This is a genomic window from Streptomyces sp. NPDC002773 (genome assembly GCF_040295605.1).
Classification (GTDB): domain Bacteria; phylum Actinomycetota; class Actinomycetes; order Streptomycetales; family Streptomycetaceae; genus Streptomyces.
This window is the reverse complement of sequence record NZ_JBEOVO010000006.1, coordinates 68,425-92,237: the sequence shown is the minus strand read 5'-3', so window position 1 is coordinate 92,237 and position 23,813 is coordinate 68,425. Positions and strand designations below refer to the sequence as shown.

General features: G+C 70.1%; 27 protein-coding genes. 21 read left to right on the top strand and 6 right to left on the bottom strand.

Features of this window, described 5'->3' with window-relative positions:
• Positions 1-17: 17 nt before the first annotated feature.
• The 3 genes from rpsG to ABT034_RS10470 all read right to left on the bottom strand — a co-directional run bounded on the left by rpsG (position 18) and on the right by ABT034_RS10470 (position 1,606).
• On the bottom strand, positions 18-488 hold the full coding sequence (rpsG, locus tag ABT034_RS10480) for a 30S ribosomal protein S7 (RefSeq protein WP_351213415.1): 471 nt from the start codon (positions 486-488) through the stop codon (positions 18-20).
• Positions 489-490: 2 nt separating this feature from the next.
• Positions 491-862, bottom strand: a complete 372-nt coding sequence (gene rpsL / locus ABT034_RS10475; protein ID WP_003948652.1) for a 30S ribosomal protein S12 — start codon at positions 860-862, stop codon at positions 491-493.
• Between the two features lie 294 nt (positions 863-1,156).
• A complete protein-coding gene (locus ABT034_RS10470) occupies positions 1,157-1,606 on the bottom strand; it encodes a helix-turn-helix domain-containing protein (protein ID WP_351213413.1) in 450 nt (149 codons plus the stop codon).
• Between the two features lie 253 nt (positions 1,607-1,859).
• Here ABT034_RS10470 and ABT034_RS10465 point away from each other — a divergent pair, with 253 nt between their 5' ends.
• The 3 genes from ABT034_RS10465 (at position 1,860) to ABT034_RS10455 (ending at position 3,176) form a co-directional block, all read left to right on the top strand.
• Entirely contained in the window at positions 1,860-2,135 is a 276-nt protein-coding gene (locus ABT034_RS10465) for a WhiB family transcriptional regulator (RefSeq protein WP_351213411.1), read from the top strand.
• A 136-nt stretch (positions 2,136-2,271) separates the two neighbouring features.
• A complete protein-coding gene (locus tag ABT034_RS10460; protein ID WP_351213746.1) occupies positions 2,272-2,976 on the top strand; it encodes a hypothetical protein in 705 nt (234 codons plus the stop codon).
• Positions 2,970-3,176: a MerR family transcriptional regulator gene (locus ABT034_RS10455; RefSeq protein ID WP_351213409.1), complete on the top strand. Its 207-nt coding sequence runs from the start codon at positions 2,970-2,972 to the stop codon at positions 3,174-3,176. The genes ABT034_RS10460 and ABT034_RS10455 overlap by 7 nt, the downstream gene beginning before the upstream one ends.
• Before the next feature lie 51 nt (positions 3,177-3,227).
• On the opposite strand, the gene ABT034_RS10450 is transcribed toward ABT034_RS10455, so the two are convergent.
• The gene (locus tag ABT034_RS10450; RefSeq protein ID WP_351213407.1) at positions 3,228-4,055 is read right to left on the bottom strand and encodes an ATP-grasp domain-containing protein; all 828 of its coding nucleotides are present in this window, start codon (positions 4,053-4,055) and stop codon (positions 3,228-3,230) included.
• Between the two features lie 315 nt (positions 4,056-4,370).
• Between ABT034_RS10450 and ABT034_RS10445 the strand changes: the two genes are divergently transcribed.
• From ABT034_RS10445 to ABT034_RS35325, 4 genes are all read left to right on the top strand, one after another.
• Positions 4,371-4,781 carry a phage tail termination protein gene (locus ABT034_RS10445; RefSeq protein ID WP_351213405.1) on the top strand — a complete coding sequence of 137 codons (411 nt, stop codon included), beginning with the start codon at positions 4,371-4,373 and terminating at the stop codon, positions 4,779-4,781.
• Between the two features lie 152 nt (positions 4,782-4,933).
• Entirely contained in the window at positions 4,934-5,545 is a 612-nt protein-coding gene (locus ABT034_RS10440) for a phage tail tube protein (protein ID WP_351213403.1), read from the top strand.
• Positions 5,546-5,640: 95 nt separating this feature from the next.
• The gene (locus ABT034_RS10435) at positions 5,641-5,931 is read left to right on the top strand and encodes a hypothetical protein (protein WP_351213401.1); all 291 of its coding nucleotides are present in this window, start codon (positions 5,641-5,643) and stop codon (positions 5,929-5,931) included.
• Positions 5,932-6,146: 215 nt separating this feature from the next.
• Positions 6,147-6,353, top strand: coding sequence for a hypothetical protein (locus tag ABT034_RS35325; RefSeq protein WP_502972863.1), 207 nt, complete (start codon positions 6,147-6,149; stop codon positions 6,351-6,353).
• A 51-nt stretch (positions 6,354-6,404) separates the two neighbouring features.
• On the opposite strand, the gene ABT034_RS10425 is transcribed toward ABT034_RS35325, so the two are convergent.
• Positions 6,405-7,214: a hypothetical protein gene (locus ABT034_RS10425; RefSeq protein WP_351213399.1), complete on the bottom strand. Its 810-nt coding sequence runs from the start codon at positions 7,212-7,214 to the stop codon at positions 6,405-6,407.
• Between the two features lie 306 nt (positions 7,215-7,520).
• On the opposite strand from ABT034_RS10425, the gene ABT034_RS10420 reads away from it, so the two are divergent.
• From ABT034_RS10420 to ABT034_RS10355, 14 genes are all read left to right on the top strand, one after another.
• Positions 7,521-7,733: a hypothetical protein gene (locus ABT034_RS10420; RefSeq protein ID WP_351213397.1), complete on the top strand. Its 213-nt coding sequence runs from the start codon at positions 7,521-7,523 to the stop codon at positions 7,731-7,733.
• Between the two features lie 91 nt (positions 7,734-7,824).
• On the top strand, positions 7,825-8,799 hold the full coding sequence (locus ABT034_RS10415) for a hypothetical protein (RefSeq protein ID WP_351213395.1): 975 nt from the start codon (positions 7,825-7,827) through the stop codon (positions 8,797-8,799).
• A gap of 30 nt (positions 8,800-8,829) precedes the next feature.
• Positions 8,830-10,041: a phage tail protein gene (locus ABT034_RS10410; RefSeq protein ID WP_351213393.1), complete on the top strand. Its 1,212-nt coding sequence runs from the start codon at positions 8,830-8,832 to the stop codon at positions 10,039-10,041.
• On the top strand, positions 10,038-11,300 hold the full coding sequence (locus ABT034_RS10405; RefSeq protein WP_351213391.1) for a phage tail tape measure protein: 1,263 nt from the start codon (positions 10,038-10,040) through the stop codon (positions 11,298-11,300). The genes ABT034_RS10410 and ABT034_RS10405 overlap by 4 nt, the downstream gene beginning before the upstream one ends.
• A 165-nt stretch (positions 11,301-11,465) precedes the next feature.
• Complete coding sequence (locus ABT034_RS10400) at positions 11,466-12,398, top strand: phage distal tail protein (RefSeq protein WP_351213389.1); 933 nt, start codon at positions 11,466-11,468, stop codon at positions 12,396-12,398.
• A gap of 128 nt (positions 12,399-12,526) precedes the next feature.
• Positions 12,527-13,720 carry a hypothetical protein gene (locus ABT034_RS10395; RefSeq protein WP_351213387.1) on the top strand — a complete coding sequence of 398 codons (1,194 nt, stop codon included), beginning with the start codon at positions 12,527-12,529 and terminating at the stop codon, positions 13,718-13,720.
• Positions 13,721-13,769: 49 nt separating this feature from the next.
• Positions 13,770-14,963 carry a hypothetical protein gene (locus tag ABT034_RS10390; protein WP_351213385.1) on the top strand — a complete coding sequence of 398 codons (1,194 nt, stop codon included), beginning with the start codon at positions 13,770-13,772 and terminating at the stop codon, positions 14,961-14,963.
• 32 nt (positions 14,964-14,995) lie between these two features.
• Positions 14,996-16,129: a hypothetical protein gene (locus tag ABT034_RS10385; RefSeq protein ID WP_351213383.1), complete on the top strand. Its 1,134-nt coding sequence runs from the start codon at positions 14,996-14,998 to the stop codon at positions 16,127-16,129.
• A gap of 12 nt (positions 16,130-16,141) precedes the next feature.
• Complete coding sequence (locus tag ABT034_RS10380) at positions 16,142-17,257, top strand: hypothetical protein (protein WP_351213381.1); 1,116 nt, start codon at positions 16,142-16,144, stop codon at positions 17,255-17,257.
• Positions 17,257-17,835, top strand: a complete 579-nt coding sequence (locus ABT034_RS10375; RefSeq protein ID WP_351213379.1) for a hypothetical protein — start codon at positions 17,257-17,259, stop codon at positions 17,833-17,835. Before ABT034_RS10380 ends, ABT034_RS10375 begins: the two co-directional genes overlap by 1 nt.
• A gap of 20 nt (positions 17,836-17,855) precedes the next feature.
• Positions 17,856-18,260 (top strand): ATP-binding protein, encoded by a 405-nt coding sequence (locus ABT034_RS10370; protein ID WP_351213377.1) that lies wholly within the window; start codon positions 17,856-17,858, stop codon positions 18,258-18,260.
• A gap of 88 nt (positions 18,261-18,348) precedes the next feature.
• Positions 18,349-19,260 carry a peptidoglycan-binding protein gene (locus ABT034_RS10365; protein ID WP_351213375.1) on the top strand — a complete coding sequence of 304 codons (912 nt, stop codon included), beginning with the start codon at positions 18,349-18,351 and terminating at the stop codon, positions 19,258-19,260.
• A gap of 22 nt (positions 19,261-19,282) precedes the next feature.
• Positions 19,283-19,516 (top strand): hypothetical protein, encoded by a 234-nt coding sequence (locus tag ABT034_RS10360; protein WP_351213373.1) that lies wholly within the window; start codon positions 19,283-19,285, stop codon positions 19,514-19,516.
• Positions 19,503-19,766, top strand: a complete 264-nt coding sequence (locus ABT034_RS10355) for a hypothetical protein (RefSeq protein WP_351213371.1) — start codon at positions 19,503-19,505, stop codon at positions 19,764-19,766. The genes ABT034_RS10360 and ABT034_RS10355 overlap by 14 nt, the downstream gene beginning before the upstream one ends.
• A 71-nt stretch (positions 19,767-19,837) precedes the next feature.
• Here the strand turns inward: ABT034_RS10355 and ABT034_RS10350 are convergent, their stop codons facing one another.
• Entirely contained in the window at positions 19,838-23,752 is a 3,915-nt protein-coding gene (locus tag ABT034_RS10350) for a DNA-directed RNA polymerase subunit beta' (RefSeq protein ID WP_351213369.1), read from the bottom strand.
• Positions 23,753-23,813 lie beyond the last annotated feature (61 nt).

Here is a 23,813-nt window from a genome sequence, read left to right as displayed (position 1 = left end):
CTCGATGTGGGTTGCGACTACCAGCGGTAGTGCGCGAAGGCCTTGTTGGACTCGGCCATCTTGTGCGTGTCCTCACGCTTCTTGACGGCCGCACCGAGGCCGTTCGAGGCGTCGAGGAGCTCGTTCATGAGGCGCTCGGTCATGGTCTTCTCGCGACGGGCGCGGGAGTAACCGACGAGCCAGCGGAGGGCCAGCGTGGACGCGCGGCCCGGCTTGACCTCGATCGGCACCTGGTAGGTGGCGCCACCGACACGGCGGGACTTGACCTCAAGGGCCGGCTTGACGTTCTCAAGCGCGCGCTTCAGCGTGATGACCGGGTCAGCGCCGGTCTTCTCGCGGAGGCCTTCCATGGCGCCGTAGACGATGCGCTCGGCGGTGGAACGCTTGCCGTCAAGCAGGATCTTGTTGATCAGCGAGGTGACAAGAGGAGAGGCGTAGACCGGGTCGATGATGACCGGGCGCTTCGGGGCGGGGCCCTTACGAGGCATTCTTACTTCTCCTTCTTGGCGCCGTAGCGGCTGCGAGCCTGCTTACGGTTCTTGACGCCCTGCGTGTCGAGGGAACCGCGGATGATCTTGTAGCGAACACCCGGCAGGTCCTTCACACGGCCACCGCGCACGAGCACGATCGAGTGCTCCTGCAGGTTGTGGCCCTCACCCGGGATGTAGGCCGTGACCTCGATGCCCGAGGTCAGACGCACACGCGCGACCTTACGGAGGGCCGAGTTCGGCTTCTTCGGGGTGGTCGTGAACACACGCGTGCAGACGCCGCGACGCTGAGGGGAACCCTCGAGTGCGGGCGTCTTGTTCTTCTCGACCTTGTCCTGCCGGCCCTTCCGGACCAGCTGCTGGATCGTAGGCACTACTTCTCCGGTTTCTGTGTGCCGTCGTAAAACTAACCTGGAACATTCGCCGACCCACGCGGTCGGGTGTGTCGAATCACGCGGACTTCCGCCGAGGCGGAAATGGCACGGATCACGGTGGCCGGTACTCGGACTCGCCTTGCGGTTGAGGACACGCACGCGAGCCCAGGCACACCCCAGGCACAAGGCATGAGCGTACCTATCGCACGGACTCCGGTCAAAACAAATGCCCACGCGCACGCGTGCCCCGGCCGTTGCGGGCCGGGGCCGGGCGGGATCGGGTCGGTCCCGGGGTCAGTCCCGGGCGGTGCGGCGCGGTTCGGCGGCCTCGGCGGGGCGCTCCGCCTCCGTGTCGGGCTCCAGGAACTGGTTCACGACCTTGATGAAGACGCCCATGCGTTCGTCGGGGACGCCGAGCCAGCGGGCGAAGTCCTCCATGGAGGGCTGCCAGTCGGTCGGCGGCAGCAGGTCCGCCGCCATCGGCAGCTCCTCCGGGGTCACGCGGCCCGACCGGATCAGCATGTCCCGGACGGAGACGCCGAGCAGCGGGGCGATCCTGCGCATGGTCTCCAGGTCGGGCATGCTCTGCCGCTGGAGCAGGCGCGTCACGGCGGCACGGTGGACTCCCGCCTCGTCGGCGATCCGGGACTTGCCACCGCCGCGCGGACTGTCGATGTCGTAGCCCCGCGCCCTCATCAGGCCTTCGACCCATCCCGCGAATTCGTCGAGCCCTTGACTGGTCATGTGTAGCGCTCCCTCACTCCCCACCCTCCGGATTCCACACCTTAGCGTGCTTGCGCGCACAGAATTACGTGCTTTCGGGAGCGCAATCGTGTCGAATCAATGAAGACCTGACCAGGGCCCCCCTCCACAGCTTGTTGCGCGCTCGCACGCAACGTGTCAGGCTGCTCGTCGCCGCACTCGTCGGCCCCCTGAGCCCCAGAAGCCCCACCGGCCCCATGGACGCCCTGGTGGCCCCGGCCCGTGGAGAAACCTCTTGTTCCCGACCGACCCGTCCCCCTGGCAGGCCTCCGCCGCGTGCGCCGGCCTCTCCCCCTCCGTCGTCTTCGCCCGCCGCCCCAAAGACGCGGTCCCGGCACTGCGCGCCTGTGCCGACTGCCCCGTCCGCCGCGAGTGCGAGACGGCCGTCGCCCCCGCCGAGAGCTACTTCGACGGCGTCTGCGCGGGCCGCCTGTGGCGCAACGGCCGCCCGGCGGACTCGGAGCGCGTCGCGAAGGCGGTCGCGCAGGCGGGAGGCCACCGCCGTGGCTGACCTCACCGACCGCACGAACACGGACGACGCCGGAACCGGCCACTCCGGGCATGCCGGCCCTGTCGGCTCTGTCGGCCCTGCCGCCGCCGTCGGCCCCGTCGGCCCCGCCGTCCCCGCCGGCCCCGCCGTCGAGCTGGTGCTGCGGGACATCGCCCTCTGGACCGCCTCCCTCGTGCGGCAGTTCCCCGAGCTCTCCGAGGAGCTGGCGCCCGGCCGCCGCTCCCCCGCCGGGACCGCCCCCAGCGCCCCGCACCCCGGCCGCGACGAGCTGATCCGCCAGGAGCGGCGCGAGGCACTGCTCCTCGAACAGCGGCACGGCCTCTCCGTACCCGGGCACGGCGCCGCCCCGATCCGGCTCCACATCTCCGACGCCATCCGGGACATCACCGACGGTGTGGTGGAACTGGAGGAGGCGGTCTGCGCCCGGCTCGCCCTGCCGCGGCCGCGCCGGGCCGGGGTGATCGAGCGGCTGCGCCGGATCGTCGGCCTGCTCGACGCCGTCGCCGCCCACCCGGTCCTCGCCCGGCACGTCCGGGACGAGATCCGGCGCATGGCCCGCCGGTGCGCCCGGACCCTGGGCGACTCGGAGACGATCGTCCGGGTCTCGGGGCGCTGCCCCTGGTGCGACTCGGTGTCGCTGCGCGCGTTCCCCGACCGGCGCGCGGTGCTCTGCGTGAATCCGGCGTGCGTGTGCACGGACGCGGCGTGCGGCTGCCAGGACGACCCCGCGTACCGCCATCTGTGGCCGGAGGACGCGTGGGCCGAACTGACGGAGGCCTCGGGGACCCGTACCGAGGAGATCGAGGCGGCGATGGACGACACGAAGGAGACTTCATGCTGAGCACGCCCGCGCTGCCCGCGCTGATCCCCGGGCCGCTCGCCGCCGAAGAGGCGGGGGTCGCCCCCGCGACGATCCGCAAGTGGGTCCAGCTGGGCCACCTGCGGGCCGCGGGGAAGGCGGGCCGCGCCCAGCTGTTCCGCCTGGAGGACGTCTTCGCGGCGGAGCGGCTGGCCCGTCGCCGTACCGCGCACACCGTCTGATCGTCCGTCACCGAAGCGCCCCGAGTCCTGATCCGGACCCGGGGCGCTTCGTCATGCCGCCAGGAAGGAGTGGAGGGAGCGGGTCAGGGCGCCGGCGAAGCGCTCGCGCACCGGCTCGGCGACGCGGTCGAGGGAGAGGTACGGGTTGAGGTCCTCCAGCTCGACGAGGAGCAGCCCGCCCTCCGGGGTGCGGCAGGCGTCGACGCGCTGGATGCCGTGGTCGAGGGTGTTCCAGTCGACGAAGCGGCGGGCGAAGGCGAGGTCGTCCCCGGTCGGTTCGTACGGCTCCAGGACCCAGCGGCGCTCGGGGTCGGGGGCGTACAGGGCGTACTGGAAGAGGTCGTCGACGAAGTAGAAGGAGACCTCGTAGCGGAAGTCGATGCGCGGCTGGACGAGGAGTCCGCCGTACGTCAGCCCGGTGAGCTCCTCGTACGCCATGAAGCGCAGTCCTATGGAGTCCGCTCCGGCCACGGGCTTGACCGCGTACTGCAGGGCGGCGGGCAGCCGGTGGAGGTCCTCGGGGCGGTCGACGGTGGGGATGACGGGGTACCCGGCGGCGGTGAGGTCGAGCAGGTACTGCTTTCCGGCCATGTCACCGCGCCCGTGGAGGGGGTTGTAGACGCGGGCGCCGAGGGCCAGGGCGCGCTCGCGGAAGGCCTCGTACTCCTTCTGGTACCCGAGGACGGGGCCGCTGTTGCGGACGACGACGGCGTCGAAGCCCGGCATGAGGGCGGCGGCGTCGAGCGGGTGGCAGAGGGCGAGGTCGAAGTCGGCCCGGAGCCGGGCGGCGAGGTGCACGTCCTCGTCGCCGTAGCGCCGCCCCTTGGCCGGGTAGGTCAGGTCCGTCACGTAGAGCAGGCGGGGACGGTCGGCGGGCACGGGGCGGCTCCCTCGGTTCGGTGACGGTCAACTTATCGGTGGCGGGTGCCCCCGGGTCGGCGAGGTGCGGGCGGATGCGGCTCGGGGATCCCGCCCGGTGCGTCGCGGGCGGGAGCGGATTCACCGTTCTAGTTGCGTGCGCGCACGATCGCTGTCACAGTTGGTGCAGCGGCGGAGCTGCGCCCGCAGGTCGGGACGCGGCTCCGCCGTCCGCCGTCCGGGTGCGCTGCCGCGCCCCGCGCCCTCCCGCCGGAGCGCCCCGGGCGGCACCCCGTCCCGCCATCCCGCCCCTCCCCTCTCCCGAGGAGAACCGTCATGACCACTCCCCCGAGTGCTTTCCCGGACGTCGAGAAGCTGGTCGTCGACGTCCTCAAGGCCGACCCCGCCCTGGCCGGCGCGACCATCGCGGTCCACGCACCGGCCGGCTTCGACGGTACGCAGAGCGCGGTCCTGGTGAACCGCCGCGGCGGCGCCTGGATCGGCGACCTGCACGTCGACATGCCGCTGGTCGAGTTCGAGGTGTACGGCCCGAGCAAGAGCGCGGCCCACCTCCTCGCCAACGCGGCCCGGCGGTGCCTGCTCGCCACCATCGGCAAGCAGATCGGCGCCAACAACGTCGTCCACGACGTGGAGGAGCAGGACGGGCCGCGTTGGCTGCCCGACTACCTCTACCGGGGCGCCAACCGCTACCTCTGCGTCATCCGCCTCTCCCTCAGCGTCTTCTAGACGCCCACCGAACGGGCGTCTTCCAGACGCCCACCGAGCGCCCTTCGGATGCTCGCCCACAGACCAGGCCCCGCCGTCCGGCGGGGCCTTTGCCGTACCCGGGACCCACGCCCGGGGCGGTGCCCTCACCCCATCACAAGGAGAAATCCACCATGGCAGGAAACAACTCGGCCGAGATCCGCGTCGCCGGCACCGGCAAGCTCTACGTGGCCGACGCCGGTACGTCCGCCCCGGCCACCTTCGGCACCGACTCGGCCGCCGACTGGACCGGTGCGGGCTGGAAGGACCTCGGCTTCACCTCCGGCGACGGCGTCACCTTCTCCAAGAAGGACAAGCTGGAGGCCATCGACTCGTGGCAGTCGGTCTCCCCGATCCACTACATCTACTCGAGCCGTGACCTCTCGCTGAAGTTCTCGCTGCTCCAGTTCAACGAGGACACGCTGCCCTTCTTCATGGGTGGCGACGCCGTCAAGGCGGAGCCGACCCCGGCCGTCGACACCTACCGCTACGAGATCGCCGAGCGCCCGTACGCCGATGTGCGCGCCCTCGGCCTGGAGTTCACCGACGTCAAGGCCGGCAGCACGACCGCGGTGAAGTACCGCTTCATCATCCCGCGCGGCCAGGTCACCGCCTCCGACGACATCAAGCTGGCCCGCAAGGCCGCCTCCCAGCTCGGTGTCACCTTCTCCGCCATGTCGAAGGGCGACGGCAAGCCGCTGGCGACCTTCCTCATGAAGGACAGCCAGTACTCCGCGACCGTCTGATCCTTCTCCACCCGGGGCGGGACGGCCGATCGCCGTCCCGCCCCACCCCTCCTCCTTCTTCCTTCCCTTCACCCGAATCAAGGAGTACGCATCCCATGGCCCGTTTCGACGTCAACGCCGCCCGCGCCCAGCGCCAGGAGGCACACGGCCGCAAGTGGTCCTTCGAACTGGACGGCGAGTCCTACACCCTGCCGACGGAGCTGAGCCGCGCCACCGCGAAGGGGCTGCGCAAGCTCGACGACAACGACGTGGACGGCCTGCTCGCACTCCTGATGGGTGAGGAGCAGTTCAACCGCTTCGAGCAGCACGACGTCACCGTGCAGGACATCGCCGCCATCCTGGAGGCCTACGGCAAGGAGACCGGGCTCGGCCTGGGGGAAGACTGAGCCTCGTCGAGTTCGTTGACGAACACGCCGAGGCCCTTGAGGCGGACTTCATCCGCTATTACGGGATCGACATCCTCGACTGGCACCGCGAGGAGCTCTCCAGCAGACGCGTCCTGGCGCTGATCAAGCACCTGCCGCGGGACAGCGCCCTCCAGCGCGAGCTCCACGGCGAGGCCGCCGAGTGGTCGATCACCGACCACCTCCTCGCGGCGACGGTGGACCATCTGGCCGTCGCGAACTGGATGTTCCAGTGCGTCAACGGGTCCGAGGACAGCGACCAGCCCGATCCGCCGAAGCCCGTCCCCCGTCCGGGCGGCACGGACGAGGACGAAGGCGAGGAAGCCGAAGGACAGGACGTGCGCTCATCCGAGGCGGAGACTCCCGAGATCTCCCCCGGACACCTCGTCCGGTTCTTCGGCTGACGCCGGCGAGCCACATCTCCGCACCCCCGCAGCCCCCGGCGCCCGTTCCCGTCAGGGAGCGGACTCCGGGGGCGCTTCCTGTGCTCGCTCGGAGGTCAGCTCCTGCTCCAGGGCCCTGGCCCGTTCGGAGAGCCGGCGCGGCTGACCGGCGCGCGTCTCCGCTCCGGCGGACTCGGCGGCCCGGCGCTCGCCGCCGGTCGGGGGCTGCGCGGGTACGTCGCCCAGCGGCGGGACGATCGGGCGTCCGCCCTTGCCGCGGACGACCTTCCGTACGGGCTGGGCGTTCCTTCGGGTACGGCTCTCCTGTGCGGTGAACAGGACGTCGGGCTCCGACTCCGGTCCCGGCTCCTTCTGGTGTTCGGGCTCGGGTTCGGGCTCGGGATCCGGTGCGGGGGCGGGAGCGGGGGGCTCGGGCTCCGGCCCGGACCGCTGGTCGAACAGCTCGCGTTCCCTGCGTACACGCTCCTCGGCCTCGACGACGGCGGCCGGCGGTTCGAGGAGACGGGCGAAGGGCAGGGTGATGACCCGGGCGCCGTCCTGGCCGCTGTCCAGCCGGCGCTGGGGGCGGCGGATTCCACGCGCGTCACCCTGCCCCTGCGCGTAGGCGTCCGCGACACGCTTCTCGTACTCCCGGCGTATGCGCGGGAGTTCGTCGGACACGGCCTCGGCCCAGCCGGAGGTGAAGGCGGTCGTCTCGCGGCGGTCCACCTCGCTTCGGAGCATCACGACGAGGTCCTCGGGGGCGTGCCCATGGACGTGCACGAGCTCGGAGAGGCGTGCGAAGAGGTGGGGCAGATCGGGGTGGGTCGCGAGCCAGTCGACGGCTCGCTCCCGTGGGTTCGCTCCCGGCTCCGTGTCCATGCGTCCGTACTGCCTTCCAGCCCCCTGGGGTCCCCGCGCGCCCCTCGCGCCCCTCGCCCCCCGAGATGGTCGGGCCCGAGGAACGCGTCCTCCAGGTTACCCGGTCGAACAGAAGCTCCGATCAGCCGCCAACCCGTTCGGGAAACCAGCCAAAAGACACGCCGTCAGATGTTTCCCGCTCGACAAACCTCGAACAGATGTTCCACACTCTGTTCGCACAGTAGTTCGAACATACGTGGTGCCCCCGCTCCTGACTCCGCGGCGCCGCCACACACGCACGGGCAAGCAACCGGAAGGCAGGCGTCCATGACTCAGCAGGCCGAGGCATCGCGACCGCACATCCCGCTCCAGGACCGCCTCCGCCAGCTCCTCGACGGACCCGTCGCCCTCGACAAGAGAGCGTTGCTCGGCAGCCTCTACGCCGAGGTCTCCCGCTGCGAGACCCTCGCGTACACGGCCGGCTGGAACGACGCCCTCGCGACGGCCCGACGCGGATCCCGCCGGGACGAGGGCGCCTAGCCACCACCCGCTGCCCTGACGAACGAGCCCCTGCCGGGACCGGTGGGGGCTTTTCGGCGCTTGGCCTTCACAGGCCGGAAGCGGAGCGACCATGGCAACAACGATTCCGGAGCTCTCGGCGGAGATCGCCGCACTGAAGAGCTCCCTCACCACGCCCAAGGACCACGAGCCGTCCAAGGTCGAGTTCCACTACGACGGAGACCACCAGGGGAAGACCAAGGAGGAGCGGGACGGGAAGAAGGAGAAGCACTACGTCTCCGCACTGAAGAAGGCTCTCATCGATGAAGAGCCGAAGATCATCACGACCCATCTGCTGCCGTTCGAATTCACCAAGCGGTTCGCGGAGATGTACGAGGAGCTCCAGAAGGAGAAGTCGTCCGAGCTCCTCGAAGCCTTCGGCCTCGACGGATTCGCCGCCGCGTGGGAGAAGTTCAAGGAGGGGCACGAGGCCAGGTGGGAGTACATGCGGTGGGCCGTCGCCGGCATCATCGTCCCGATGACCATCGGCGCCCTGGTCCTCGTCTTCCGGAAGGCGATCCTCGAGGGCTTCCGCCAGCTCCAATACAAGATGCCGGGCCTGGGCGGCAAGGCGGTCACCCTCAACGAACGCCAGACCTGGTTCACGCGCATGACCAAGGACCAGATCCGGGGTCGGGACGACGCGGCCCTCGGGATCGGCCAGACCGAGACCCGCAACCCCGCGGACCTGGACCCTCTGAAGGAAGCGCTCGGCCAGGTCAACCGACGGATCATCAACTTCAACAAGGCCATCCGCCAGATGAAGAGCGCCTCCGCGCTCAAGAAGCTGGCCGGCGGGGTCGAGGCGGTGACCAAGGCGACCGACGCGGCCAAGCCCACGGACATCGAGACGCTCGCCAAGGCCATCGACAAGCTCGGCGACGCCCAGGACAAGTTCGACCCGAAGAAGCTGCCCAAGGCCCGCGGCCTCGCGTCCGCCGCCACGGAGGCCAACCGGCTGGCCGACGCCGGAAACGCGGTGAAGCTGGCGTTCGACAACCTCAAGGCCGCGGCCCAGGCCGCCGAACGCGTCATCGCCACCGGCTGACCCCACCACACCACGAAAGGAGGTACCCCCATGTCTCTCGTCAGTTCCATGAAGAAGGCGTCCGACTCCCTGCGCAATCTCAAGACGCAGGCGTCCGGCGCCGGCACCTCGGTCAAGAAGGTCGGCGACGCCGGCAAGTCCGCGTCCGGGCAGCTCAAGACACTCCGTACCAACGCCCAGGGCTCCACCACCCAGCTCAAGAACCTGAAGACCGCGTCCGACCAGGCCGAGCGCGCCATGAAGAAGGCCGGCGACACCGCTCAGTCGGCCGGCGGCAAGCTCTCCAAGTACGAGTCCGGGGCCGGCAAGGCGGCCAAGGGCCAGGACAAGCTCAACCGGTCGATGAAGGGCAACTTCCTCGTCCGGCTGCTCGAACTCTTCATGCCGCTCATCGAGAAGATCGTCGAGATGGCGCTCCGCTCGAAGACGATGCAGACGGTCCTGAAGAAGGCCTTCAGCGCCATCAAGTCCGTGATCAGCTCCGTCATGAAGGCCGTCGGGCCGATCATGAAGAAGGCCGGCGCTCTGATCAAGACGGTCTGGAACGGCATCAAGAAGGCCATCTCCACCGTCGTCAAGGCCGTCGCGACCGTCATCAAGACCTACGTGAAGATCTGGAAGACGGTCATCACCACGGTCATGAAGGCGATCAAGACCGTGATCAGCGCGGTCTGGAACGGCATCAAGGCCGTCATCATGCCGGTGGTCAACTGGATCAAGAGCGCGATCCCGAAGGCCTTCAGCGCCGTCAAGGACAAGATGTCGGCCGCCTGGAACGGCCTCAAGGACATCGCGTCCCGGGCGTTCGACGGCATCAAAAGCGGTGTGAAGGGCCCGATCAACGCCGTCATCGGCCTCATCAACTCGATGATCGGCAGCCTCAACCGCGTCAAGGTCAGCGTTCCCGGCTGGGTCCCGGTCGTCGGCGGCAAGACCTTCGGCGTCAACCTGCCGACCATCCCCATGCTCGCCACCGGTGGTGTCGTCATGCCCCGCCACGGCGGTGTCCCGGCGATCCTCGCCGAGGCCGGCGAGGCCGAGGCCGTCCTCCCGCTCTCCAAGCTGGACCGGCTGCTCGCCTCCACCGCCCGACGCGCCCGCATGGCGCAGGGCGGCCAGCAGGGCGCGGGCGCCGGTACCGGGCTCCACATCGAGCACTACCACGCGGCCCGCAACAGTGACCCGCACGCCACCGCCGCAGCGCTCATGTACCTCGTGAAGGCGCGTGGAGCACGCGCATGAGTGCCGTGGCCATCGGCGGCGGCATACGCAACCCCTTCCGGGGTGCCACCCCGTCCATGAACTCCCTGAAACGGGGGCTCGGCCAGGCGGGCGACTCCCTGCGGCGGTTCACCCAGGACGTCCGACGCGCGGACGGCAGCGTCAGCGCCCTCGCCGGCGCCGCCCGTAACGCCGGAGCCCCCCTCCGTACCCTCGGTCAGAACGCCTCCGGCGCCGCCACCGCCATGGGCAGGATCCGCCGCTCCACCGCCCCCGCCGGCGTCAAGCGGATCGGCACCGCCGCCGGCAAGGCCCGCGGCGCCGCCCGCAAGATCGGGACCGGCGCCGGGGCGATCCTCGGCATCCTGCTGCCGCTGCTGCCCGTCACGGACGTCATCTCGACGATGATGGGCACCTTCGGCACCGTCATGACCATCGCGTCGGTCGCCATGACAGGCATCAACGTCGCCATGCGGGCCAACCCGCTCGGCTTCCTCGTCGGCCTGATCGTGCCCGTCGCCGCGTACCTGATCGAACTGGCCGTCAACTCCGAGACCGGCCAGCGGATCATCAGGCAGGTCTTCCAGCAGGCCCTGAAGGGTTTCCAGGCGGTCTGGACGTTCATCCAGCCGCTCATGAAGGCCCTCGGCCAGGCCATCGGCACCTACGTCAAGGCGTACCTGACCCTCTTCAAGACCGCGCTCAAGATCGTCGGATCGGCCATCGGCGGCATCTCCAGGATCGGTTCCGCCGTCCGCTCCGCCTCGAACGCGCTGCGCGGCATCGCCTCCCGCACGATCGGCGGCATCAAGAGCGCCGTACGGTCGGTCGTCGCCTGGATCACCGACAAGATCCCCGGCTTCTTCCGCACCGCCAAGGAGGCGGTGAGCACGTCGCTGCGCGGCATCGGCGACCTGATCAAGGGCGCGCTGAGCGCCGTGCTCGGGGTGGTCAAGGGACCGATCAACGGTCTCATCGCGTTCGCCAACTGGATCATCGACGGGCTCAACAAGCTCAGCTTCGAGATCCCGCTCACCGGCAAGAAGTTCGGCGTCGAACTCGACAAGCTCCCCATGCTCGCCGAGGGCGGCATCGTCTCCCCGAGCACCGCGGACGACTACCGCATCGACTCGCTCTCCCAGCTGGAGAACCGCCGCGTCCCGGCCCTCACCGAGCCGCTGCCGCGGCCGCACCGCATCCGGGAGTTCCGCGAGGAGCCCGGCGCCGGTCCCCGGTCGACCGCCGAGGACCTGCTCTTCCTCGCGACCGCCCACCGCTGACCGCCGGACGCGACCGACCGCGAACCGCCGGCCGCTGACCGACGGCCGCCCACCGCTGACCGCCGGACACAGCCGACCGCGAACCGCCCGCCGCTGACCGCCGGCCGTCGCCGGACCCCGCTGACCGCCAACCGCCGACCCCATCCCAAGTGAGGTGACGGCCCCATGGCCGAGACCACGACCCCGTACGCCGGAAACTCCTACACCGCCGACCTCGCGCCCGGCTCGCTCATCACCCAGGACGGGCAGATGCAGTGGGCCGGGCTCCTCATAGGCCCCGGCACCCCCTTCGCCGTCGACAAGTCCGGCCTGTCGGGCTGGGAGGACCTGCCCGAGTACGACTCCTCGGACGCCGACCGCCCCACCTCCCACGGCGCCTGGCCGGGCGCCCGGTACGCCAAGCCGCGCAAGGTCGGCGGCACGATCGTGCTGATGCCCGAGTACGGCGGCACCGCGGCGGCCGTCCGCGCCCTGCGGCAGTCGCTCGCCCTCCTCGACGAGGAGCGGTGGCTCACCGTGCGGCTGCACGGCGAGCTGCTCTGCGTCCGGGCCCGGATCGCGCAGCGCGTCGTCCCGGCCGACCAGGGCTTCGCCACCCAGGGCAGCTCCCGCATGTCGGTCCAGTGGCTGGCCACCGACCCGCGCCGGTACGTCGCCAACGAGCAGACCGCCACGACGACTCCCCCGCAGCCGGAGTCGGGGCTGAACTGGCTGCCGGACGGGCTGAAGTGGCCGCTCTCCTGGGGCCAGGCCAAGAGCACCGGTGACGCCGTCGTCGAGAACACCGGTTCCGCCCCCGTCCACCCGGTGATCGTCTTCCGCGGCCCGTGCTCCATGCCGACCGTCACCGAGCGGATCAGCAGGCGCCGACTGCGGTACGCGATCGACCTGACCGCCGGCGACGAACTCACCGTCGACACCCGGGCGGGCACGGTCATGCTCAACAACTCCGCCTCCCGCCTGCACACCGCGATGGCCGACTCCACCCCGGAGGAGCTGTTCGTGCTGGATCCCGGTCGCCACGACCTGTCCTTCCGGCCGGAAGCGGGCACCGAGGACGCGCTGATGACCGTGCGCTGGCGCAGCGCCGAGTGGTGACGAGGACGCGCCAGACGTCCGCCGGCCGCCGCCCTTGAGCGGCGGCCGGGGGCGGTTCTCCGCACCGGCCCACGAACCACCGGCCCACGCAGACCACCCCGAGCCGACCCCCTTCGGAGAGGTGACCCATGACCGTACGCGCCGCTTGGCTCCAGTCCACCGGCCAGACCCGCGAGGACACCCGCCTGACCCTCGCCGCCCTGCTCACCCCCAGCGGCCAGAGCCCCGACGAGACCCCGCTGCGCTCGCGGGCGGGCATCGTCCCGGGTGGTTTCGTCCTGGCCGACACCGCGCCCATGCAGGCCACCATCGGCACCGGCCGCGCGGTCGTCCAGGGTGACGACACCGCCCAGGGCGCCTACCTCGTCGCCGTCACCGCGCCGGAGAGCTTCACGCTCAAGGACGGCGACCCGCAGTACGACCGGATCGACCTGATCGAACTGGCCGTCATGGACGACACCTACGACCGCTCGGGCGACACCCAGGCGGTCGTGCGGCTCGTCGAGGGCACTCCGGCGGCCACGCCCACCGTCCCGCTCAGCGGGCCCGGCAGCACGATCCCGCTCTACACGATCCGGGTCCCGAAGGGCACCTCGGCCGGCACCGGCGGCATCGCCTGGTCCACCGCCGTCACCACCCAGCACTGGCCGGCCGTCGCGCTCGGCGGCATCCTGCCCGCCAGCGGTTTCAAGGGCGCCTACGTCGGCCAGTACCGGGACACGGCGGGCCTCCTCCAGCGCTGGGACGGCACGACCTGGACCTCGTACCCCAAGGCCATCGGCGGCATCGCCCCGAGCACCACGACCGCCGGCGGCTACACCGGCCAGTACCGGGACAACGGCGGCGGGCTGCAGCGCTGGAGCGGTTCCGCCTGGCAGTACGTCCAGGGCGCCTCGACCGTGCTGCTCAGCGCCACGCAGTGGCTGACCGGCCAGCAGCAGAGCATCGCCCCGAACACCTGGACCGTGCTCATCCTGCCCACCGTCGAGGTCGACGACGCCGCCGGCTGGACGTCGAACACCACCTATGTCGTGCCGCGCACCGGCTGGTGGCGCATCTCGGCGCACGCCACCTGGGCCAACGACTCCCAGACCGGCATGCGCGGCGCCCGCGTCCTGGTCGGCGGCGCCGGCCAGTCCCGGATGACCTGGCTCACCCCCGCCGGCAACGGCGCCATCTCCGTGGGCGGCGGCGGCGTGGTCAGGCTCGTCGCGGGCGAGACCCTCCAGCTCGCCGGCTTCCACAGCCACACCGCGGCGATCAAGACCCTCGGCGGCTCGGGCTACGCCTGCAACCTCACCGCCGAATGGGTCAGGTCCTGACGCCCCCGACCACCGATTCGCCCCCCGACTCCCCGAACGGAGAAACCCCATGAACCTGCGCAGCAGTTGGGTCACCGAGACCGGCCAGACCCGCGAGGACACCCGGCTCACCCAGACCGGTGTCACCACCATGACCAACCCCGTCCAGGTCCGCTCCGGCGTCCTGCCCGGCTCGTACGGCGGCCAGTACCGGCTCTCCGGCTTCTGGACCTTCGGGTCCGCCGCCATGTCGGCGACCGTCTCCGAGGGCCGGGCCGTCATCCAGGGCGAGATCTCCCAGGGCGTCTTCCCGGTGACCCTGCCGAACTCCGAGGTGGTGACCTTCGCGCCGGGCAACGCCACGTACAACCGCATCGACCTGCTCGTCCTGAGGATCTACGACAAGCTCTACGACGCCGGGACGCGCACCGAAGCCGTCCTCGAGGTCATCCAGGGCGCGGCCGAGCAGGCCCCGAAGCCCCCGGTCGTCCCGCCGCGCTGCCTCCCGCTGTACGAGGTGCTGGTCCCCGCCGGTGCCAGCGCGGGCAACGGCGGCATCCCGTGGGACAGCTCACTCAAGGACCTGCGCACCCCGGTCGTCGCCCTCGGCGGCATCCTCCCGGTCGAGGGCGCGTCCCTGCCGGGCGCCTACCCCGGCCAGTACCAGGACGCGGGCGGCGCGCTCCAGCGCTGGGACGGCGGCGCCTGGGTGTCGTACCCGGCGGCGCTCGGCGGCGTCATCCCGTCGTCCGCGTCCACCACGCCGGCCAGCTACACGGGCCAGTACCGCGACTCGACGACCGGCAAGCTCCAGCGCTGGAACGGCACCAGCTGGGTCCCGGTCGTGGCGGGCCCGTACTTCATCGACAACCGCGACTACGGCGACACCACGTCGACCACGTACACCTCGACGCTCGGGGGCCGCGTCACCAACCCGCTCTCGCTCTCCTTCGTCGCCCCGCCGTCGAGGGCCGTCATCATCAGCTTCGGCTGCAAGCTCCGGTCGACGAGCGCCGACCACTACGCGCTCATGGCGCTCAAGCTCACCCAGGGCGCCACGGTCATCAGCGACCTCGAGGACGACTACGCGGCGCTCGCCGCCAGCCAGCACATGGTCTCGGTGTCCACCTCGACCCGTCAGTCGGGCCTGACTGCGGGCGCGACGTACACGCTCACGGCCTTCTTCAAGGTCAACTCCCCCACCACTCCCGTCCTCAAGGCCGGTTTCGACAACACGTTCATCAGGGTCGACCCGCTGCCGTAGCCCGGATCCACCCACACCGACAGGAGAAAACCATGGCACTGCGCAGCGGATGGCTCCCGCCGACCGGGCAGACCCGTGTCACCACCCGCCTCACCGCCCTCGGCGCGACCACCCCGGTCAACCCGCTCGCCTCGCGCTCCGGCATCCTGCCCGGCGCGGCCGACGGCAAGTACCGGGTCAGCGGCTTCAAGATGGCCGACAGCGGCCCCATGAGCGCGACCGTCTACGCCGGGCGCGCCGTCGTCCAGGGCCCCAACGCCCAGGGCGCCTACCCCGTCACCCTCGACGCGGACACCGTCCTCACCTTCGGGGACGGCGATCCGATCAACCCGCGCGTCGACCTCGTCGTCCTGCGCGTGTACGACGACGAGTTCGACAACCAGACCAGGAGCGAAGCCGCCCTGGAGGTCATCAGGGGCGAGCCGAAGGCCCTGCCGACCGCCCCGGGCGCCCCCGCGCTCTCCCTCCCCCTCTTCTCGGTCAGGGTGGAGAAGCAGACGTCGGCGGGCACCGGCGGCATCGCCTGGTCCACCGCCATCACCGACCTGCGCACCACCCTCGTCGGCGTGGGCGGCATCCTGCCCGTCTACAACAACGCCGGTGTGCCCGGCTCCTACCCCGGCCAGTACCAGGACAACGACAACGCGCACTTCCTCCAGCGCTGGGACGGCAACGGCTGGGTCGCCTACCCGAAGGAGATCGGTGGCATAGCTCCCTCCGGAGTGCTCTCCACCGGCGGCTACGCCGGCCAGTTCCGCGACCACGTCGGAACCCTCCAGCGCTGGAACGGCAGCTCCTGGGTCACCTACCAGCCGCCGGTGGAGGTGGAGACCACCACCAGCGGCGCGACCGCGCTGACCGGCTGGACGGTGGTGGCCTTCTCCGGCCGGCGCTCCCGGGGCCTCGCGACCGTCCTCGTCACCGTCACCCGCAACGGCGCCACCATCAACGTCGACGGCGCGGGCAACTTCAACGACGAGGGGCTGTGCACCCTGCCCGCCGGCTGGCGTCCGGCCATGGACTACGAGGCCTCCGCCTGCGACGGCTTCGGCAACGGCGGCGGCTTCATCACGCCCGGCGGACAGGTCAACCTGCGCACCTGGTCGTCCAACGGCGCCCTCGTCGCCGGCCGGAACATTCGCCTCGCCGCGACCTACGTCCTGTAAGGGGGCTGTCCCATGGCACTCGACACGCCCTACCGGGCCATCTTCTGCGACCTCATGAGCGACACGGCCCTCGACATCCTGCCGCTGCGGGACGTCTCGTTCGAGGACTACATCGGCCGGGCCGGGTCCCTCTCCGGCACCGTCCCCATCCCCGACCGCACCATCGCCGAGCGGGCCCACAAGATCAAGCCGGGCCGCACCACGGTCTACCTGGAGCGCGGCGGAGACCTGTGGTGGGGCGGCATCGTCTGGACCGCCAACCTGCAGGGCGGCGACCGGGGCGTGGTGACCCTGGGCATCCAGGCCTCCACCTTCGACTCCTACGCGGCCCGGCGACGCATCCGCACGAACGAGTTCGCGACCCGGTTCACCCAGCCGACCGACCAGTACGTCATCGCCCGCGAGCTCTGGAAGAGCCTGTCGACGCCGGGCCTGGGTCGCAGCAAGATCGACCTCGGCGACGAGAACGCGCTGTCCGGCGTCACGCGGACGGCCTCCTGGCGGTACGGCGACGAGACCGTCTACCAGGACGCCCTCGACCAGCTCGGTTCGCAGAAGGACGGCTTCGAGTACCAGATCCTCGTCTACCGCGACCCGGACGACGGCAAGCGGATCCGCGAACTGCGGCTCGGCTCGCCCATCAGCAACGGCGCCACCGACATGATCTTCGACCGGCCCGGCGCGATCCTGTCCTACTCCCTTCCGGACGACGCCACTCGCGGCGGCACCGTGGCCATGGCCCGCGGCGCCTCGACCAACAGCAACGCCGGCGCCGAGTCCAGGCCGACCCTGTCCGACCTGTTCGAGCCGACGGATCCGCTCCCGGACGCCTGGCCCCAGCTCGACCTGTCCTCGGACCACAACGACGTCAGCGACAAGGCCACGCTGAACTCGCTCGCCCAGGCCGCCGTCAACGAGGCTTCCGGCCATGTGCAGATCCCCGAGATCAGCATCCGGCTCGGCGGGATCGTCCCCCCGGCGCTCCTCGGCCGCACCGCCCGCATCCGCATCACCGACGAATGGCACCCGACGGGCCTCGACGCCCGCTACCGCATCGTCGGCGTCAAGGTCCGGCCGGCCGAACGCGGCCGCCCCGACACCGCCGAACTCGCACTTGAGGGGACCTGATGGCACTGCTGCCCGAGGACATCATCGACCGGCTGATCCAGATGGAGCGCCGGATCCAGGCCCTGTCCACAGCGGTCAACACCCGTCCCCTCATCAGCGAGATCCGCCCCGACCCCGACAAGCCGCCGCCCACCAAACCGGTCCTCCGGATCTTCGACGCCCACCACCACGAGCTGTTCGCCGACGACCTGGTGACCGGCGGCCTCGCCAGGCCGTGGCTCCAGCTGATGCCGCCGGTGGACCACCTGAAGGAAGCGAAGTGGCCGTCCACCACGAGCACGTCCTTCACCGCCATCGCCCAGTCCTTCAATCCGGTCTGGCAGCCCAAGATGCGTCTCGCGATGTACACGAAGGTGTCCGGCACCGCGACCGGCCAGGTGCAGGTCATGGTCGACGGCGTGCAGTTCGGCCCGACCGTCGCCGCCGGACAGACCTTCGACCACACCGGCCTGCTGCCGTTCGCCGACTTCGCGACCAAGTTCGGCAAGGTCATGACCGTCGAGATCCACGCCAGGATCGCCAGCGGCACCGGCACGGTGTACGCCCAGCCCGTCAGCATGTACGGCACCCAGACCTGAACCGGCGAGGAGCACCCACCATGGACATCGACCCCACCCAGCCCTGGGGCCTGGTCATCGACTACGCCGGCCGGGCCACCGTCACCGAGAACGGCCACACCCTCTCCGTACGCGTGCACGACAACAGCCTCGGGTACACCCTGGAACGCGACCCGTTCACCGGCCAGTACCCGTCGGTGCAGGTCACCGCCGAGTTCGCCAAGACCGGCAGTGGCGGTGACGCCACCCTCCGCGGCTACGGTCTCGCCGTCGTCGAGGCGAGGGACGGCGTCCCGGCCGTACCGGATCCGACCGCCGTCCAGCGGGCCGTCGCCGCCGCGCTCGCCGACTTCGAGGACCGCCGCTCCGCCTACGCCGAACTGTGCGCGACCTGGGCCCCGGCACCGGAGCCCGAGCCCACCCCGGAGCCCGCGCCCGCCCCCTAAGCCCGGCGAGCAGTACCGAGTGCACCCCCGCCCCACCCGTACGCCCGCCCGCCCCCCGCGGGCCTTTTTCATGTCCGGAGGACACCAGATGGCCACACCCCTCCCCGCGGACCGGCTCGTCGCCGCGCTCCGCGCCGAAGGCGTCACCGTCGTCGAACACCCCGGCTGGCGCTCCCACCACCGCAACCACACCGGCGCCTGGGGCCCGGTCACCGGCGTGATGATCCACCACACCGTCTCCACCGGAAGCGCCTCCTCCGTCGAGCTCTGCTCCAACGGCTACGACGGCCTGCCCGGACCGCTCTGCCACGGCGTCATCACCAAGGACGGCACCGTCCACCTCGTCGGCAACGGCCGCGCCAACCACGCCGGCGGCGGCGACCCGTCCGTCCTCCAGGCCGTGATCACCGAGACGTACGGCGACCGGCCCCCGGCCCCGCGCGTCCACCAGGGCAGCCCCGGAGCCGTCGACGGGAACTCCCGCTTCTACGGCTTCGAGTGCGTCAACCTGGGCGACGGCCGCGACCCCTGGCCGGCCGCCCAGCTCGACGCCATCGAACGGGCCTCCGCCGCCCTGTGCCGGGCCCACGGCTGGGGCGCCAAGTCCGTCATCGGCCACCTGGAGTGGTCCGACTGGAAGAGCGACCCCAAGGGCTTCGGCATGCCGGCCCTCCGCGGCCGCGTCCAGGCCCGGCTCGCCAAGGCCCCGGCCAAGAACACCCCCGGCAGCGGCAAGCCGGCCGCACCCCGCCTCCAGCCGTTCCCCGGCACCTCGTTCTTCCGCAAGGAGACGAGTTCCCCGGTCATCACGGCCATGGGCCGCCGACTCGTCGCCGAGGGCTGCTCCGCGTACACCGTCGGCCCCGGCCCCCGCTGGAGCGAGGCCGACCGGCTCAGTTACGCGAAGTGGCAGCGCAAGCTCGGCTTCCGCGGCTCCGACGCCGACGGCATCCCCGGCGCCGCGTCGTGGAGCGCCTTGAAAGTCCCGTACACGAAGTAACCCTCACCCAAGGAGCACACCGATGTCCGATGCCGCCCAGCGCACGGCCCGTACCGTCCTCCAGTCCGCCGTCGGCATCGCCGTCGTCCTCCCCGCCATCGTCGACGCCTCCGGCCTCCCCGCCACCCTCCCCTGGGTCGCCGGGGCCCTCGCCGTCTCCGGGGCCCTCACCCGGGTGATGGCCCTCGACGGCGTCCAGCAGCTGCTGCCCACCTGGCTGCGCACCACCCCGGACGGCGCCGATGACCGAGTCTGATCCGAACGATCCCGTGGCCGTCGCCGTCGAACTGGAACGGCTCCGCGGCACCCTGGAAGCCGGTTTCGCCCGCGTCGACGGGGCGCTCGCCCTGCTCGTCCAGCGCAGCGACCAGACCGACCGGCAGCTCGCCGACCACGAGGCCCGCCTCGACACCCTCGAACGCGCCCGCTGGCCGCTGACCAGCATCATGGCGCTCGCCGCGAGCGCCGGCGCGCTCGTCGCGGTGTGGGAGCTGACCGCCAGGTAACCCCTTTCCCGACGCACGCCGAAGGGCGGCCACCCCGCAATCGGGGTGACCGCCCTTCGGTTTCGCACTACTTACTGGTTGTACGGACCGTAGTCGTAGTCCTCCAGCGGAACGGCCTGGCCGGAGCCCGAACCGAACGGCGAGTAGTCGATGTCGTCGTAGCCGACGGCCGAGTACATCGCGGCCTTGGCCTCTTCGGTCGGCTCGACCCGGATGTTGCGGTAACGGGACAGACCCGTACCGGCCGGGATGAGCTTACCGATGATGACGTTCTCCTTGAGGCCGATGAGGCTGTCGGACTTGGCGTTGATCGCCGCATCCGTCAGAACTCGGGTCGTCTCCTGGAAGGACGCCGCCGACAGCCACGACTCGGTGGCGAGCGAGGCCTTGGTGATACCCATCAGCTGCGGACGGCCGGAGGCGGGGTGACCGCCCTCGGTGACCACACGACGGTTCTCGGTCTCGAACTTCGAGCGCTCGACGAGCTCGCCCGGCAGCAGCTCCGCGTCGCCGGACTCGATGATCGTCACACGGCGCAGCATCTGCCGGATGATGATCTCGATGTGCTTGTCGTGGATCGACACGCCCTGCGAGTTGTAGACCTTCTGGACTTCGGCGACCAGGTGGATCTGGACCGCGCGCTGACCGAGGATCCGCAGCACGTCGTGCGGGTTGGTGGCACCCACGGTGAGCTTCTGGCCCACCTCGACGTGGTCGCCCTCGCCCACGAGCAGACGGGCACGCTTCGAGATCGGGAACGCCGTCTCGTCGGTGCCGTCGTCCGGGGTGACGACGAGCTTCTTGGTCTTCTCGGTCTCCTCGATGCGGACGCGGCCGGCCGCCTCCGAGATCGGGGCGACACCCTTGGGCTGACGAGCCTCGAAGAGCTCGACGACACGGGGCAGACCCTGGGTGATGTCGTCACCGGCCACACCACCGGTGTGGAAGGTACGCATCGTCAGCTGGGTACCGGGCTCACCGATGGACTGGGCGGCGATGATGCCGACCGCCTCACCGATGTCGACCAGCTTGCCGGTGGCGAGCGAACGGCCGTAGCAGAACGCACAGGTACCGACGGCGGACTCACAGGTCAGGACCGAACGGGTCTTGACCTCCTCGACGCCCGCGTTGACCAGGGCGTCGATGAGCACGTCACCCAGGTCGACGTTGGCCGGCGCGATGACCTTGCCGTCGACGACGACGTCCTCGGCGAGCATCCGCGCGTACACGGAGGTCTCGACGTCGTCCGTCTTGCGCAGCACGTTGTCGGCGCCGCGCTCGGCGATCCGCAGCTTCAGACCGCGCTCGGTGCCGCAGTCCTCCTCGCGGATGATCACGTCCTGCGAGACGTCCACCAGACGACGGGTCAGGTAACCCGAGTCGGCGGTACGCAGGGCGGTGTCCGCCAGACCCTTACGGGCACCGTGCGTGGAGATGAAGTACTCCAGAACGGTGAGGCCCTCACGGAAGGACGCCTTGATGGGACGCGGGATCGTCTCGTTCTTGGCGTTCGACACCAGACCACGCATACCCGCGATCTGACGCATCTGCATCATGTTTCCTCGGGCACCCGAGTCGACCATCATGAAGATGGGGTTCGTCTTCGGGAAGTTCGCGTTCATCGCCTCGGCAACCTCGTTGGTCGCCTTGGTCCAGATCGCGATGAGCTCCTGAGTGCGCTCTTCCTTCGTGATGAGACCGCGCTCGTACTGCTTCTGGACCTTCTCGTCCTGCTCCTCGTAGCCCTTGACGATGGCCTTCTTGGCCTCGGGCACGACGACGTCGGAGATGGCCACGGTGACACCGGAACGGGTCGCCCAGTAGAAGCCCGCCGCCTTCAGGTTGTCGAGCGTCGCCGCCACGATGACCTTGGGGTAGCGCTCGGCGAGGTCGTTGACGATCTCGGAGAGCTGCTTCTTGCCGACGGAGTAGTCGACGAACGGGTAGTCCTCGGGCAGCAGCTCGTTGAAGAGCGCGCGGCCCAGGGACGTACGCAGGCGGAACGAGTCACCCTGCTGCCACTCGGCTGCCCCGACGTGGTCGTCGCCCTCTTCGGCGACCGGGGGGACCCAGCCGCGCGGAGCGACGGTGCCGACCGGGAAGCGGATGTCGATCTGCGACTGCAGAGCGAGCTCCCCGGCGTCGAACGCCATGATCGCCTCGGCCGTGGAGCCGAACGCGCGGCCCTCGCCCTTGGTGTCACGGAGCTCACCGTCGGTGGTCAGGAAGAACAGACCGAGGACCATGTCCTGGGTCGGCATCGTGACCGGACGGCCGTCGGCCGGCTTCAGGATGTTGTTCGAGGACAGCATCAGGATGCGGGCCTCGGCCTGCGCCTCCGCGGAGAGCGGCAGGTGCACGGCCATCTGGTCACCGTCGAAGTCCGCGTTGAACGCGGTGCAGACGAGCGGGTGGATCTGGATGGCCTTGCCCTCGACCAGCTGCGGCTCGAAGGCCTGGATGCCGAGGCGGTGCAGCGTGGGCGCACGGTTCAGCAGAACCGGGTGCTCGGCGATGACCTCTTCGAGGACGTCGTACACGACCGTGCGGCCGCGCTCGACCATCCGCTTGGCGCTCTTGATGTTCTGCGCGTGGTTCAGGTCCACCAGGCGCTTCATCACGAACGGCTTGAAGAGCTCCAGGGCCATGGCCTTGGGCAGACCGCACTGGTGCAGCTTCAGCTGCGGACCGACGACGATCACGGAACGCGCGGAGTAGTCCACACGCTTACCGAGAAGGTTCTGACGGAATCGACCCTGCTTGCCCTTCAGCATGTCGCTGAGGGACTTCAGGGGACGGTTACCGGGACCGGTCACCGGACGACCACGACGACCGTTGTCGAAGAGGGCGTCCACGGCCTCCTGAAGCATGCGCTTCTCGTTGTTCACGATGATCTCGGGCGCGCCGAGGTCGAGAAGCCGCTTCAGACGGTTGTTGCGGTTGATCACGCGGCGGTACAGGTCGTTCAGGTCGGAGGTCGCGAAGCGGCCACCGTCCAGCTGCACCATCGGACGCAGGTCCGGCGGGATCACCGGCACGCAGTCGAGAACCATGCCCTTGGGGCTGTTCGCGGTCTGCAGGAACGCGGAGACGACCTTGAGGCGCTTGAGCGCACGGGTCTTCTTCTGGCCCTTGCCGGTACGGATGATCTCGCGGAGGCGCTCGGCCTCCTCCTCGAGGTCGAAGGACTCCAGGCGCTTCTGCAGCGCAGCAGCACCCATCGAACCGTCGAAGTACGTGCCGAAACGGTCACGCAGCTCGCGGTAGAGGAGCTCGTCGCCCTCCAGGTCCTGGACCTTGAGGTTCTTGAAGCGCGACCAGACCTCGTCCAGACGGTCGATCTCGCGCTGCGCACGGTCGCGCAGCTGCTTCATCTCACGCTCGGCGCCCTCGCGCACCTTGCGGCGCACATCGGCCTTGGCGCCCTCGGCCTCAAGCTCACCGAGGTCGTTCTCGAGCTTCTTGGCGCGGGCCTCCAGGTCGGAGTCGCGACGGTTCTCGATCTGCTGGCGCTCGACGGAGACGTGCGCCTCGAGGGAGGGCAGGTCACGCGTACGGCGCTCGTCGTCGACGAACGTGATCATGTACGCCGCGAAGTAGATGACCTTCTCGAGGTCCTTCGGGGCGAGGTCGAGCAGGTAGCCAAGGCGCGACGGGACGCCCTTGAAGTACCAGATGTGGGTGACGGGAGCGGCGAGCTCGATGTGGCCCATCCGCTCACGGCGCACCTTCGCGCGGGTGACCTCGACGCCACACCGCTCACAGATGATGCCCTTGAAGCGGACACGCTTGTACTTGCCGCAGTAGCACTCCCAGTCCCGGGTCGGACCGAAGATCTTCTCGCAGAAGAGTCCGTCCTTCTCGGGCTTGAGCGTGCGGTAGTTGATGGTCTCCGGCTTCTTGACCTCGCCGTGGCTCCACTGACGGATGTCGTCAGCGGTGGCCAGACCGATCCGGAGCTCGTCGAAGAAGTTGACGTCGAGCACTATGCGTCAATCCCTCTCAGGGTTGTAAGGCTTGGGGTCTGATACGGGGGTCCTGGGGCCG